At 36.7% G+C, this 13,397-nt stretch carries 15 protein-coding genes; 6 read left to right on the top strand and 9 right to left on the bottom strand.

Going from position 1 to position 13,397, the window contains the following annotated elements; translation table 11 throughout:
* Positions 1-239: 239 nt before the first annotated feature.
* The 8 genes from DEU42_RS13570 to guaA all read right to left on the bottom strand — a co-directional run bounded on the left by DEU42_RS13570 (position 240) and on the right by guaA (position 7,655).
* Positions 240-467: a DUF3820 family protein gene (locus DEU42_RS13570; protein ID WP_114758950.1), complete on the bottom strand. Its 228-nt coding sequence runs from the start codon at positions 465-467 to the stop codon at positions 240-242.
* 97 nt (positions 468-564) lie between these two features.
* The gene (locus tag DEU42_RS13565) at positions 565-1,026 is read right to left on the bottom strand and encodes a lipocalin family protein (RefSeq protein WP_114758849.1); all 462 of its coding nucleotides are present in this window, start codon (positions 1,024-1,026) and stop codon (positions 565-567) included.
* 117 nt (positions 1,027-1,143) lie between these two features.
* A complete protein-coding gene (locus DEU42_RS13560) occupies positions 1,144-1,590 on the bottom strand; it encodes a hypothetical protein (protein WP_114758848.1) in 447 nt (148 codons plus the stop codon).
* A 10-nt stretch (positions 1,591-1,600) separates the two neighbouring features.
* The gene (locus tag DEU42_RS13555; RefSeq protein ID WP_114758847.1) at positions 1,601-2,884 is read right to left on the bottom strand and encodes a hypothetical protein; all 1,284 of its coding nucleotides are present in this window, start codon (positions 2,882-2,884) and stop codon (positions 1,601-1,603) included.
* Positions 2,885-2,985: 101 nt separating this feature from the next.
* The gene (locus tag DEU42_RS13550) at positions 2,986-3,384 is read right to left on the bottom strand and encodes an OsmC family protein (protein WP_114758846.1); all 399 of its coding nucleotides are present in this window, start codon (positions 3,382-3,384) and stop codon (positions 2,986-2,988) included.
* A 2-nt stretch (positions 3,385-3,386) separates the two neighbouring features.
* A complete protein-coding gene (locus tag DEU42_RS13545; RefSeq protein WP_114758845.1) occupies positions 3,387-5,318 on the bottom strand; it encodes a LysM peptidoglycan-binding domain-containing protein in 1,932 nt (643 codons plus the stop codon).
* A 132-nt stretch (positions 5,319-5,450) separates the two neighbouring features.
* The gene (locus tag DEU42_RS13540; RefSeq protein ID WP_114758844.1) at positions 5,451-5,855 is read right to left on the bottom strand and encodes a LysM peptidoglycan-binding domain-containing protein; all 405 of its coding nucleotides are present in this window, start codon (positions 5,853-5,855) and stop codon (positions 5,451-5,453) included.
* Between the two features lie 270 nt (positions 5,856-6,125).
* On the bottom strand, positions 6,126-7,655 hold the full coding sequence (gene guaA, locus DEU42_RS13535) for a glutamine-hydrolyzing GMP synthase (protein WP_114758843.1): 1,530 nt from the start codon (positions 7,653-7,655) through the stop codon (positions 6,126-6,128).
* A gap of 226 nt (positions 7,656-7,881) precedes the next feature.
* Between guaA and DEU42_RS13530 the strand changes: the two genes are divergently transcribed.
* From DEU42_RS13530 to DEU42_RS13505, 6 genes are all read left to right on the top strand, one after another.
* Entirely contained in the window at positions 7,882-8,277 is a 396-nt protein-coding gene (locus DEU42_RS13530; protein ID WP_114758842.1) for a VOC family protein, read from the top strand.
* A gap of 55 nt (positions 8,278-8,332) precedes the next feature.
* A complete protein-coding gene (locus tag DEU42_RS13525; protein ID WP_114758841.1) occupies positions 8,333-9,010 on the top strand; it encodes a DUF4919 domain-containing protein in 678 nt (225 codons plus the stop codon).
* Positions 9,011-9,107: 97 nt separating this feature from the next.
* A complete protein-coding gene (locus DEU42_RS13520) occupies positions 9,108-9,539 on the top strand; it encodes a VOC family protein (RefSeq protein WP_114758840.1) in 432 nt (143 codons plus the stop codon).
* Between the two features lie 121 nt (positions 9,540-9,660).
* A complete protein-coding gene (locus DEU42_RS13515; protein WP_114758839.1) occupies positions 9,661-10,674 on the top strand; it encodes a DHH family phosphoesterase in 1,014 nt (337 codons plus the stop codon).
* A gap of 4 nt (positions 10,675-10,678) precedes the next feature.
* A complete protein-coding gene (gldI, locus tag DEU42_RS13510) occupies positions 10,679-11,239 on the top strand; it encodes a gliding motility-associated peptidyl-prolyl isomerase GldI (RefSeq protein ID WP_114758949.1) in 561 nt (186 codons plus the stop codon).
* 10 nt (positions 11,240-11,249) lie between these two features.
* Positions 11,250-12,362 (top strand): peptidylprolyl isomerase, encoded by a 1,113-nt coding sequence (locus DEU42_RS13505; RefSeq protein WP_410501023.1) that lies wholly within the window; start codon positions 11,250-11,252, stop codon positions 12,360-12,362.
* A 198-nt stretch (positions 12,363-12,560) separates the two neighbouring features.
* Here DEU42_RS13505 and DEU42_RS13500 read toward each other — a convergent pair whose 3' ends face one another.
* The gene (locus DEU42_RS13500; protein ID WP_114758837.1) at positions 12,561-12,992 is read right to left on the bottom strand and encodes a hypothetical protein; all 432 of its coding nucleotides are present in this window, start codon (positions 12,990-12,992) and stop codon (positions 12,561-12,563) included.
* Positions 12,993-13,397: the final 405 nt, after the last annotated feature.

Raw genomic sequence — 13,397 nt, 5'->3', positions numbered from 1 at the left:
TTGTAAAAAACGTGGCAAAAGTACAAAAATTAATTGATGTTTAATCTATCAATTATTTAATGTACCAATGTTATCATTACTACAACATCAACAGGTTTATTTTTTTAACCAAAAATAGTGCTATGAATATAAAACCTGCCAAACTGTCCTATATAATGTAACAATGTATTAATTCTTTAATGCAGTAATTAATCATATGCCTTGAAATTGGTAAATTGTTTCATTAAGCAATTTGCACATTACTTTGGATACTGACGCTGTATATTCCTGATTAGATTCTCAAGCCCGTTAAGCTTGAGTTCGTAAACTAATTGCAGCATTTGCCCCAGTTGCCCCGCCGGAAAACCTTTGTTATGATACCACACAACATAATGCTCCGGCAAATCAATCAGGTATCTGCCTTCATATTTACCAAAAGGCATTTTAGTATGTGCGAGTTTTATCAGGAATTCTTTCTGTTGATCCAAAAGCGAAGATTTAAAATAAAAATGCCCTACGACAGGCAGGGCAAAAGTAGTGTAATTAATCATAACAATACTTTAGTATTACAGCATAAAATTATTATTACTGCTTTACATATGTATCCCTGTATTGGGTATCATCTATATCTCCTGCACTATGCGTAAGCACCATTTTAGCAGCTGTAAGTTCCTCTATATTGCTCTCAAACTCGTCCTGAAAGCCATCATAGGTATACACTACTTTTGTGCCATTGGCCCTTAGCTCCCATGAACCATTGATTACATTAGCACTGCCACAGGTAACAGTTCCCGGATACAATGCCCAATCTCCATCTGACACATATTCCTCGGTATCATCAAGATCACAATCTTCTGTAACGTCTTCCCAGGCTTCAGAACCCTGTCTGGTCTCTTCTTTTGTTTTCTGCCACACGCCTACAATTTTAGAATTGTCTGATGAGTTATCATCTTCATCGCTGTCATCACTACAAGAAACAAAAAGAATGGTAGTCAGTAAAAAGCACATCATGCAGGTAAATTTTAAAAATCGGGTAATTGTTTTCATCTTAATAATTTGGTTTATGAATTTGTTACATCAAAATTACTAACGGCACCAAAAAACAAAACCTCCCTAAAGGGAGGTTTTTACCTATATCATATTGAGTTTTTCAACTATATCCTGCTACTCTCTTGCAAAACGATCCTTCTTTTCTTTTAATGTCTGTAAATACACAAACGCTTTGTACAACATTTCTGCCTGCGAATCCACAACTTTTATACTTACTCCCTCTTCCTTTTTTACCCAAAAAGTAATTGTATCATTATAGAGCGTAATACCGCATTTACATTTACCCAAATCATTATAAAACTCTTCTTTGTTAAGATTGAAAATATTAAATTGATAGGGATCCTTAACATCCTTACCTTTTTTCTTATTGTAGTTAAGCGTAATCTCTCCCGTTTCGGATATCAAAACAGAATCAACTTTTAGATCCGTATCTTCATTAAACCTTAATGAGTATTTCTTTACCTTACCCACAATATATTCCGAAGTTTCTTTAAAATCTTTATCCTGTGCTGAAATATGCAGCGTTGCCAATAAAGCCAAAATTGATATTATAGTTTTCATCTCTATTAAATTATAAGTTAAGTCCTGATTTGTACCCCACCTGAAACTGAAAAAAGTTATTAGAATCTCCAAATACACTTGTGTAATTAAATCTCAAAAACAGAGCATCCATTTTTTTTCCTCCGTAAAAAAACACTTCAGCACTTGTATTAAAATAATTAAAAGGATCTATTTTTTCCGTTAAGTGCTTACTATTATACAAATGCCTTAACCTGTTTACATAACCTCCAATATTAACTCCAAAATTTTTACTCCTGTTCACCTTTAGCTCAACCCCAGATCCATAAGACACCGCGGTCACATTTTCTTTTATCCCCGGAATTACTTCTGCAAGATAAAAGTGAGTAGTAAAAGGAATATTAAACTCTAGCACAGAATGTTTGGGATTCCAGTTTAAAACACTCAAAGAAAATCCTGCCTCCAGATACGATTTCTGAATCAGCTCTATCTTATTTTTCATATCATATAATGGCAAAGCACTTGAATCTATTGCTACAACTCTATCTTCGGCATCCAGCCTGCTATACCTAACCTGAGGGCAAATAGATTTAAAAAGATAAAAATTAGTATCTGAAAAATTTGAAGGATTTATTGGAATACCAACCTTAGCTTCAAAATTTACAATGCCATTTGTAGTCGATTCGATCAACCCTAAAAAATCAGAATAAATCCTATAGTCAACAAGATTTGTTATACCATCATCAAAACTAATTTCCTGAGAGTAAACAAGTGTATCCTTAAAAGCTTTAAGGCCAGAAATATCTTCCTCTTTAACCTTTTGTCGGCCATCTCCAGTGTCAACAATCATATTTCGTTTAGTTAACATGATTTGTTTTTTTTCAGGAAGACTAACAGTAATATTATCGGGAGTAAAATTATTTCCAATCACAAAATTATAATCCAAAGCATCACCTAATCTTATATAACGGCTACTCTTATTAGGATTCAAGCAAAACAATCTGTCATTAAAACGCGACTTAAAATTGATCAGAGATATCGATACTGAATTAGTAAACTTATCTCCAGTTTCAGTTTCAACAATAATATCTTTGATAAAGCCATTATCAATCTCAAAATTTATACTCTTTATTTTGGTTTGAACTGATGTAACTGTATCATTCTCTCTAATCCATACACTCCCTTTACGCATTTCAAAAGTTCCAATCTTTTTTTTATTCTCTACAGAATTTTCTTTAACTATAGTAAATATCTTTTCTTTATCTGTTTTCTCTTCTTCCTGAGCATACGTCATCATGCTAAGGAAAAGGCATAATAATAAATACTTTTTTTTCATAACCGGTAATTTTTAGTTGGATAATCTTCAAAATTACTGCGGGCAAGAAAAAAGAAAACCTCCCTAAAGGGAGGTTTTTACCTATATAACCATAAGTGTTTTTACCAGTTAAACACCACTTCCTGAATAATATCAGGATGCAGGCTATGATGTACCGGGCAATGTAGCGCTACCCTCTCCAAAAGCTTTTGAGCTTTTTCATCAGCATTTGATTTCATATAAAAAACCACTTTTATCCCTGCAATCCTTCTGGGCTCTGCTGCCATGGTTTTGGTAACCTCGGCTGTTGAACCTTCAAGATTAATTTCCATATCACGTGCTTTTATACCCATAATACTAAACATACAGCTCGCAAGAGCATTTGCTACTGTATCTGTTGGCGAAAAAGCCTCTCCTTTTCCATGGTTATCTTTTGGTGCATCAGAAAGAATCTCTGCTCCTGATTGTATATGAATTGAAGAGGTTCTTAAATCTCCAAGGTATGTTACTTTAGATGTCATAATTATTCGGCTATTTTAGTACTTAAATCCTGGTCATAATACAATATATAAACCCCTGTATTATGATTACCTCCTTTTGCTGCTGTATAAGCAAATTTATTTTCTACCTGCTCTGATGCCTTCTCAGCCGAAACCTCCTTAAAACTTTCCGGTTGGAAAATGCGAAGAATCGTATCAAATGTCAAGTCAAAACCTCTTGTTGCATATTGATTAGGCACTACATTATTTTTCTCTCTGAAAACTTTGGCAAACAAAAGGCTTCTGGCAGAATCACTGTCATTGGTTACTGACGGATACAACATTTTAAGCGAAACAAGCCTTGAAAGCGGCAATTCATCATTATCAAAAGTATCGTAACGCTCTAACACGACAAGCTGAATCTGATAATCAGAAAGCGACTCTACAAGAGCCTTGGTTGTACCTAATATCATTCCTATCCTTTCAGTTTCAAGTATCACATAGTTCAACCTGTCTTTTACAAGCATACCTTTAAGAGCATCAACCATAAGTGTTCCATCTGTATTAAGTGAAGCAAATTTGGCTACAGGCAAATTCGTAGCTATAAATTGTCTTGAACTATTTTTCTTAGCATCAACCACTGCTATGATATTACCATTTTTTGTTTTCAGATAATCCAACATTGCCCCTCGCACCGTTTCCGAAGTTGGCACCGACTGATATAAATTACTAAACGATTTAGCTTCTTCTTTTGAAAGCGGCGAAATAACAGGAACTCCTTTATTAGCCAATAAAGATGCTAAGGTTTCAACGTTATTTGGAAAGAAAGGGCCAATAATTGCATCCATACCTGCAAGACCACCCGCAAGTGCAGAAACATCTGAAGAAGATTTGCTTTCTTTAGAATCTAATATCTTAACTTTTAAAGGCAATCCAAGGGTTTTAGCCGAATCTATAGCCATCATTGCTCCTGCATAAAAATCAAGCGTCATATTAAGAAACTTATCAGAACGCAGAAGTTTAGCGCGAATAGTATCCGATTCAATTCTTGCAATATGGAAAGGCAACACTAACGCTAATTCTTTAGTTGCAGACTTTTTAAGGGTCGCAGCAAGACCTGTAACCGGTTTATTAGATGCATCTGCCACAAATTCGGTATTTACACCTTTAGGCAATTTCAGTACCATGCCATCTTTCAGGCCATCTTTTACCTCAGGATTTAAGGCAACAATCTGTTCTTCGGTCAGGCCGGTTCTTTTGGTTAAACTATATAACGTTTCTTTAGGCTGTACCTGGTAATCGACATATTCTTTTACGGGTTGAGCAGGTTGAACCATACCCTCTTTCTTGATAATAGCATTTTTATCTAGTTTAAGTTTATAACCCAGGGGAAGTGTATCTTTCACTTCCGGATTCAATTCATCCAATAACTGAATTGTCATACCATATTCTTTAGCAATAGAATATTTGGTCTCACCTTTTTCAACCACATGATACATGTATGAAGACTGGTTAGGTTTTGTCTCAGCTTTCTTTTCAGCTTTTACCTGAGCAGCAACACCGCTACCTTTTATTGGAATAATGATTTTCTGTCCTACCTGTAAGCCATTTTCAAGCGTCACAGTATTAGCTTTTTTAATATCATCTACAGAAACATCATATTTTTTTGACAAACTGAAAAGCGTTTCTTTTGGCTGTACTTCATGAATCGTGTTAGCAACTTTTGTAGTTTTTTCTTTTACCGGTTCGGTTTGCGGGGCCTTAGAAGCGGAAGGAATCAACAAGGTGGTATTCTCTTTAAGCCCGTTCTTAGCATCCGGATTAAGGCGGTATATATCGTAAGGTGTAATTTTATATGCTTTTGCAATGCTTGCTATAGTTTCCCCTTTTGCAACTTTATGCTTTTTATAATCCTGTGCATAAGACGGTGTTGACAGCAATGCCAATGAAAAAATAAAAATTACGAAATACTTCATGGTGTGGGTTATTTTAGAACAATTTAACAAATGCAAATTTATAGTTTACAAACAGCATTAGATAGTTTTATCTTATAAATTTCAGTTAAAAATACAAAAGCCATACCAAAAGGCAATTACAAAAAAAGAGGACTATTCGTCCTCTTCTTCCTCTTCTTCTTTTTTCTTTATTGGAGGTACAGCAGGCACCTGTATAGGGTTACCTCCGTTCTTTTTAATAAGCTCTGCTTTAAATTTATCCAAATCCTGTTTGTGGGATTCGTGCAGGGGAATCTTCAATATTTGCCCGGGTACCAAACCATTCTTATCGCTTTGAACTTCATTATACTTATAAATCTCATCGGGATCGACCATATATTTTTTAGATATCATGATCATCCTTTCACCCATAGTGGTTTTATGATCTATAAAATAAGTATCATAATCTATAAGTTCCGGCTGAGTTTCTTCACCGGCAGATTGATTATCTCTATCGTCCTGAGCAGCAACATTCTGAAAAACCATGAATGCAGCAAGTAATAGCAGTATTTTTTTCATAACAGTAATCGTGGTTATTTGGATGCCTAAAAGTAATGATTTTAGAGGAATGGCAAAATTAACAATGGAAATTATAGATAATAGGATGAAATTGAGGAATGACTGACCCTCACCCCCAGCCCCTCCCCAAAGGAGAGGGGAGCAAGACACACATTAAAAATTCACTAAAGTATCGTGAAGCTAACCCTCTCCTTTGGAGAGGGCAGGGTGAGGAAAACAAAAAAAGCCGTACAAAATGCACGGCTTTCTTATATCTAAATCTTTAAAAGATTATTCCCACTCAATTGTGGCCGGTGGTTTAGAGCTGATGTCATAAACAACACGGTTAACACCTTTTACTTTATTGATGATCTCATTAGAAACTTTCATCAGGAACTCATACGGAAGGTGAACCCAGTCAGCAGTCATACCGTCGGTAGATTCTACAGCACGAAGCGCAACTACTTTTTCGTAAGTACGCTCATCACCCATAACACCTACACTGTTTACCGGAAGAAGGATTGCTCCTGCCTGCCATACTTTATCATATAGTCCGTGCTCTTTAAGCCCGTTGATGAATACCGCGTCAACTTCCTGAAGGATACGTACTTTCTCAGGAGTGATATCTCCAAGAATCCTGATAGAAAGACCAGGACCCGGGAATGGGTGACGACCAAGAAGCTCAGGATCGATACCTAAAGTAGCACCTACTCTTCTCACTTCGTCTTTGAAAAGCATTCTTAGAGGCTCAACCACCTGAAGTTTCATAAAGTCAGGTAATCCACCAACATTGTGGTGTGATTTGATTGTAGCCGACGGACCTTTTACAGAAACAGACTCGATTACGTCAGGATAGATCGTACCCTGAGCAAGCCATTTCACATCTGTAAGAAGGTGTGCCTCATCATCAAATACCTCGATGAATACACGTCCGATAGTTTTACGTTTTGTTTCAGGATCTTCGATACCTGCAAGCTGGGAAAGGAAACGGTCAGATGCATCAACACCTTTTACGTTAAGTCCCATATCTTTATATTGGTGAAGAACGCTTTCAAACTCGTTCTTTCTTAGTAATCCGTTGTTAACGAAGATACAGTACAGGTTAGCACCAATAGCTTTATTTAAAAGTACTGCCGCAACCGTTGAATCTACACCTCCTGAAAGGCCAAGAACTACTTTATCATCACCAATCTTAGCTTTAAGTTCTGCTACGATATCCTCTACAAAAGAGTTAGGTGTAAAACTCTGAGGCACTTCAGCAATTTTCACAAGGAAGTTTTCAAGCATCTTCTTACCATCTGTAGAGTGGTATACTTCAGGATGGTACTGGATAGCGTAAGTAGTTTCGCCTTCAATTTTGTAAGCTGCGTTTTCCACATCTTTAGTACTTGCAAGTACTACACCACCTGCAGGTAGTTTTTTGATAGTATCACTGTGGCTCATCCATACCTGGCTGTTTTCAGAAACACCTTCAAGGAAAGGCTCTCCTTCTTTTACAAAAGAAAGATTAGCACGGCCATACTCACGGATGTTAGATGGCGCTACTTCACCTCCGTTAAAATGCGCAAGGTACTGAGCACCATAACAAACAGCCAATAGAGGCAGTTTGCCGCGAATTTGAGAAAGGTCAGGATGCGGAGCATCTTCAGCCCTTACAGAGAATGGACTACCTGATAAAATTACCGCTTTGTAAGATGATAAATCAACCGGTGGGTTGTTGTAAGGGAAAATTTCGCAGAAGATATTTAACTCGCGAACCCTTCTCGCAATAAGCTGAGTGTATTGCGATCCGAAATCTAGAATAAGTACATTGTGTTGCATGCGCAAAAGTAATACTTATATATGAAATGAAAAAATGAGATTTACGGATTTTTAGATTGTTTGATTTTTAGCAGATTAACCACAAAGTTCACAAGGTTTTACGCTAAGAGCACAAAGCTTTTTTGAGTTTGGACATAAAAAATCATAAAAAATAAACCCTACTGACACACAGTTGTCATTCCACCAAAATAATTTTGCTTCATTAATCACAAAATGATACAGAATTATGAACTTACGATCGTTACGGATAATTACCGAAGACATTAACCAACTGGTAAGCTTTTACGAAAAAGTTACCGGCCTGAGTGCTACATGGCATACCCCTGATTTCGCTGAAATAGGCACTCCCTCATGCAACCTGGCTATTGGCAGTACAAAAACACTGGCCCTGTTTGGAGAAAACATAGCCCAGCCATCTGCCAACAAAAGCGTGATAATAGAATTTATGGTTAACGATGTAGACAACAGCTACGAACTGGTTAAGAACACAACAAACGACATCCTTCAGCAGCCGGTAACCATGCCGTGGGGTAATCGTTCCATATTGTTCCGTGATCCTGATGGAAACCTGATCAACTTTTTTGCACCGGTTACCACAGAAGCAATGGAGCGTTTGCGTTAAAAAATTATGACAAAAGAGTTTTTTAATTACCTTTAGGTTTCCTAATTCAACATAAATGAAACCTCTTTTTTCATTCTTTTTCCTGCTATTTACTGCAGGTGCTTTCTGCCAGACAGAAGAATTTTCTAAACCTGATTTTAAACTTATTGAGAAAAATGTAAGCGACAAGAAATCGCCTCTCTATTACAATACCCTTTTTGAACGTTACAAAAAAGCGGACAGCACCATGACCATCGAGGAAAAAAGGCATCTGTATTATGGTTATTCATTTCAGAAGGATTATTCTCCTTACAGCATATCCGACTCTCAGGAAGACCTTAACAGAGTACTCCAAAAACAGGAAGCCGACAAAAAGACTTTTGAAAAACTTATTAAGGTATCAGACAAAGTACTGAAAGATTTCCCTTTTAGCATCCGTATAAAAGAATACCGCATATATGCTTTTAAACAACTGGGTAAATATAAAGAAGCACGTGCTGAAGAAACTCAGGCAAGCATAATCATTGATGCTATATTGAGTACCGGGGATGGAGTAACACAGGAAAACAGCTTTTATGTTATCAATACTACCAATGAATATGAAATCCTTGATATACTTGGTTTCCGTTTTGGTGGAGAACAGCAGCTTATAGAACATAAATATGATTATCTGACCCTTGCGGAGAACTCCTACCAATACAAAGGCTTTTACTTTGACGTTACAAGGCTATTCGAGAGCTTTAATCTTGATTAATGTAATAATGTAGCAATTCCTCAATGTAGCAATTACACTCAATTTCAATAATCCGACATCAAACTTAAAACGCTTAACAACAAACAAATAAACAATTATGCCACAAATTAATCCCTACATTACCTTTAAGGGTACCTGCGAAGATGCATTTAATTTTTACAAATCGGTTTTCGGAGGTGAATTCCAGTATATAGGCCGTTTTGGCGAAATGCCTGATGGCGATAAAATGCCGGAAGAAGCAAAAAACCTTATCATGCACGTATCGTTACCTATTAGCAAAGAAACCATCCTGATGGGCAGTGACTCATCAGAAGCTTTTGGACAGGTTACAACCGTAGGCAACAACATCTCCGTTTCTATTAATACTGAAAGTAAAGAAGAAGCCACACGTATTTTTAATGGACTTTCAGCAGGCGGAAAAGTCACTATGCCTCTTGAGCTTACATTCTGGGGTGCTTTCTTTGGTATGTTTACAGACAAATTTGGCATTAACTGGATGGTTAACCACGATACTAAGCCACAGGAATAATTTAGTTATCAGCTTCAGTATACAACATAAAAAAAACTCCGTAACGCATTATGCTTTACGGAGTTTTTTTATTAACCCGTTTATGGTTTAACTATTAGGAGAAAAAATGTAAATTCGCATCATGATGAATCCCAAAGATATTGATGGAGTGAAGCAACTGTTGGCTTCACCAAAAAAGATTGTAATAATCCCTCATAGAAACCCTGATGGCGACGCTATGGGTTCTACATTAGGATTATACCATTTCCTGAAACAAAAAGGCCACGACCCGTTAGTAATGATACCTAATGAAGCACCTGATTTTCTGGCATGGCTACCTTCATTTGATACAGTAAAAGTTTTTGAAAAAGAATCCGAAGCTGCCACAAAAATGCTTGAGGCTGCTGAATTAGTATTTACACTCGACTTTAACGTACTAAGCCGTACCGGAGACCAGATGGAAGCTGTACTTCAAAATCTGAAAGTGCCTTTCATTATGATAGACCACCATCAGAAACCGGGAGATTATGCCCTACATACTTTCTCTGACACTTCTTTTGGCTCTACCTGCGAAATGATTTATCATTTTATTGTGGCAATGGGAGAGAAATCACTTATCGACAAAACCATTGCTACCTGCCTTTACACAGGTATTGTAACTGACTCAGGTTCTTTTAGATATCCACTAACAACAGGTACTACACACAGGGTTGTAGCTGATTTTATTGACCTCGGAATTGACAATACTGCAATACACAGCCTGTTGTTTGATAATCATTCACACAACAGGATATTAATTTTGGCAAGGGCTTTGCAGAACATGAAAGTATTGCCTGCATATAAAACCTCATATACTTCTTTAAGCCAGGAAGAGCTTAACAGCTTTGGACACGCTAAAGGAGATACAGAGGGTATCGTTAATTATGGCCTAAGTATGAAAGACATTGCCTTTACTGCATTCTTTACCGAAAATAAGGATGAAGGCATTATAAAAATATCTTTCCGTTCTAAAGGAAATTTCGACGTAAATCAGTATGCACGTGAGCATTTTAGCGGTGGCGGGCACATAAATGCAGCCGGTGGAAAATCTACCGAAAGTTTAGAAGCTACCATACAAAAATTTATTGCTACTTTAGCACACACGAAAATTGATTGATACAATGAAAAAGCTATTTATATTACCGGTTTTCCTTTTGGGAATCATGATCACTTCCTGCTCGCAGCAGCAGGCAAGAAGACCTGTTTCCCACTCGTCAGGCACTTTTATGAAAGAGTCTGTAGAAAGGAATAAAAAGCTTATTGCCAATGAAGAATCGGAGATAGACTCGATAATAAAGAGTAATCCTGCTATTAAATATATCGCGTCAGATAAAGGCTACTGGTACCATTATGAAATGGAAAACACTACCGACAGTATCAGGCCAAAACGCGGCGATGTTGCCTATTTTGACTATGAGATAAAAGACATGAAAGGAAACATTATATACAGTCAGGCTGAACTGAAGCCACAGGTATATTATGTAGACAAGCAAAATATAATGATGGGTCTGCGTGATGGCATCAAGCTTATGAATGAAGGTGAGAAAATAACTTTCCTTTTCCCTTCTCACATGGGCTACGGCTATCATGGCGATAACAACAAAATTGGCACTAACCAACCGCTAATGTGTACCGTTACTCTTAACGACATTAGACCGGAGAGCCAGGTAAAAGAGAATTAATCTAATATAAATGAAACCAATGACAAGTTTTTTTGTAAGCCTTGTGGCTTTGTTCTTTTCATGTAACACCGCCCCGGAGCAAAAACCGGTAAAACTGGGCGATGGCCTTTATGCCGAAATCGAAACAAACAAAGGTAAGATTGTTTTACAACTGGAATTCCAGAAAACACCTCTTACTGTTGCTAACTTTGTGGCTCTTGCTGAAGGAAAGCAGGATTTTGTAAGTGCCGAATACAAAGGCAAAAAATATTATGACGGGCTTAAATGGCACCGTGTTATTAAAGATTTCATGATTCAGGGTGGCGACCCTAAGGGAGATGGTTCAGGTGGTCCGGGCTACAAATTTGCCGATGAGATCACAGACCTTAAACACGATAAACCGGGTATCCTTTCTATGGCTAATGCCGGAAAAGCTACTAACGGTTCTCAGTTCTTCATCACTCACGTTCCTACTCCTCACCTTGACGGTATACACACTGTTTTTGGACACGTAGTAGAAGGACAGGATGTTGTAAATGCTATTGAGCAAAACGATGAAATTAAAACAGTAAAAATAGTACGCATAGGTAAAGATGCTAAAAACTTTGATGCTCCTAAAGTATTTAAAGAGTACTTCGAGAAAATAGCAGCTCAGCAAAAGAAAGAAGCTGAAGCTCTTGCTAAAACTAAAGCTGATAAAGTAGCTTACTTTGCAGACATTAAAAAAGGCGCTCCTAAAACTAATTCAGGACTTCAGTACATGATCGTTAAAAAAGGTTCTGGTAAAAAACCGGTAGCAGGTACTCAGGTATACCTTGCTTACTCTGGTTTCCTTGATAACGGAACTGCTACTATGTTCGACTCAAGCGATGCAACTGTAGCTAAAGCTTTTGGTAACTATATTCCTCAAAAGGATGCAGCTGGTGCTTATACACCAATACCTTTTACAGCAGGTACTAAAACAGGTATGATACCAGGATTTATCGAAGGTATTGAGCAAATGTCTCTTGGTGATAAAGCTATTATCTTTATCCCTGGCCACCTTGGCTACGGAGAAAGAGGTGCTCCACGTGCTGGTATTGGGCCAAATGCTAACCTGATATTCGAACTTGAAATGACAGAAACTCCTCCTGCAGGAAAATAATTCTGCTTCAGCATAAAACACAAAAGGGATTCCAAATTGGAATCCCTTTTGTATATAATCAAACTGATTCTTATATTAATTCCCTACGGGAAATGCTACTACAATATATTATCACTACCAATATTAAATCGTTACGCGATAACATTCATCCAGGAAAAATTTCCCATAGGAAATCAATAAATTACAAATCCGAATTCATTAAAATTTCCAGTCGAACTCATCATCTTTATTGATGGTTGCGCCAAGTTCTATTTTAATTACTGAATCAAACTCTGTCTGGAAGATAACCCAGTTATTTTCGTTAAAGTGATTATCAATAGTATCAAATGATTCTTTTTCAAAATCTTTAAGTCCGTTGGCTTTAGCCGAAGCCTCAATAACACTCCATGACTCCCCTATGACTTTAGCTCCAAATATCTCAGCAGAAGGATGCGAAACTATTGCATATCCAAACCTGTAATCTTCGTCAGCATAAAACGTAAGCCTTAGCTTTTTGTCGTTATACAGATAGATCATATTGCCATCATCGTCTTTAAACTGTCGTGAAGGATTTCCGTAAAGTTCTTTTACGTCACTCTCATGCATACCAAAAAGCAATTTATCTACACCCGATTTTAAGTTTATTTTCATGTTTCTGAATGATAATTTTTGTTTGGGCAAAGGTAGAAAATTTAAAATTTATTAAATAGCACTTATTTAATGCTGTACTTAACGTAATAGGAAAATTTGATTTTTATCTTTTGAAAATCCACTTCTTCAACCGGGGCAGCTGTCTCATACCTGTTTACAGCTAATTAACGAAAAAAGGAATCTTTCGTTTAAATAGAGCTAAATATAAGATTGGTGCTTTTATGTTACACATTCCTTTGAGGCTTATTTCAACGATTTAAATAATAAAATTTTGTTAATATAAAAACATTACTTTCTTCGTAAAGCCCTTGTTTTACTATGTATTCAAGATTTTAATAATTTGATTAAGTTTTATTTAACCATTTCATTAAAAAACCATTAAGACAATTACATCGTAGCTTTATT

The organism is Flavobacterium sp. AG291, assembly GCF_003350375.1.
GTDB classification, from domain to species: domain Bacteria; phylum Bacteroidota; class Bacteroidia; order Flavobacteriales; family Flavobacteriaceae; genus Flavobacterium; species Flavobacterium suzhouense.
Note: the sequence above shows the minus strand (reverse complement) of the source record. Positions and strands in the feature narration are given on the sequence as shown.

Coding starts and splice junctions, on each gene's coding strand:
- DEU42_RS13565 (WP_114758849.1), bottom strand. CDS start 1,026: ATGAAAACAATTACCCGATTTTTAAAATTTACCTGCATGATGTGCTTT.
- DEU42_RS13560 (WP_114758848.1), bottom strand. CDS start 1,590: ATGAAAACTATAATATCAATTTTGGCTTTATTGGCAACGCTGCATATT.
- DEU42_RS13555 (WP_114758847.1), bottom strand. CDS start 2,884: ATGAAAAAAAAGTATTTATTATTATGCCTTTTCCTTAGCATGATGACG.
- DEU42_RS13550 (WP_114758846.1), bottom strand. CDS start 3,384: ATGACATCTAAAGTAACATACCTTGGAGATTTAAGAACCTCTTCAATT.
- DEU42_RS13545 (WP_114758845.1), bottom strand. CDS start 5,318: ATGAAGTATTTCGTAATTTTTATTTTTTCATTGGCATTGCTGTCAACA.
- DEU42_RS13540 (WP_114758844.1), bottom strand. CDS start 5,855: ATGAAAAAAATACTGCTATTACTTGCTGCATTCATGGTTTTTCAGAAT.
- guaA (WP_114758843.1), bottom strand. CDS start 7,655: ATGCAACACAATGTACTTATTCTAGATTTCGGATCGCAATACACTCAG.
- DEU42_RS13530 (WP_114758842.1), top strand. CDS start 7,882: ATGAACTTACGATCGTTACGGATAATTACCGAAGACATTAACCAACTG.
- DEU42_RS13525 (WP_114758841.1), top strand. CDS start 8,333: ATGAAACCTCTTTTTTCATTCTTTTTCCTGCTATTTACTGCAGGTGCT.
- DEU42_RS13520 (WP_114758840.1), top strand. CDS start 9,108: ATGCCACAAATTAATCCCTACATTACCTTTAAGGGTACCTGCGAAGAT.
- DEU42_RS13515 (WP_114758839.1), top strand. CDS start 9,661: ATGATGAATCCCAAAGATATTGATGGAGTGAAGCAACTGTTGGCTTCA.
- gldI (WP_114758949.1), top strand. CDS start 10,679: ATGAAAAAGCTATTTATATTACCGGTTTTCCTTTTGGGAATCATGATC.
- DEU42_RS13505 (WP_410501023.1), top strand. CDS start 11,250: ATGAAACCAATGACAAGTTTTTTTGTAAGCCTTGTGGCTTTGTTCTTT.
- DEU42_RS13500 (WP_114758837.1), bottom strand. CDS start 12,992: ATGAAAATAAACTTAAAATCGGGTGTAGATAAATTGCTTTTTGGTATG.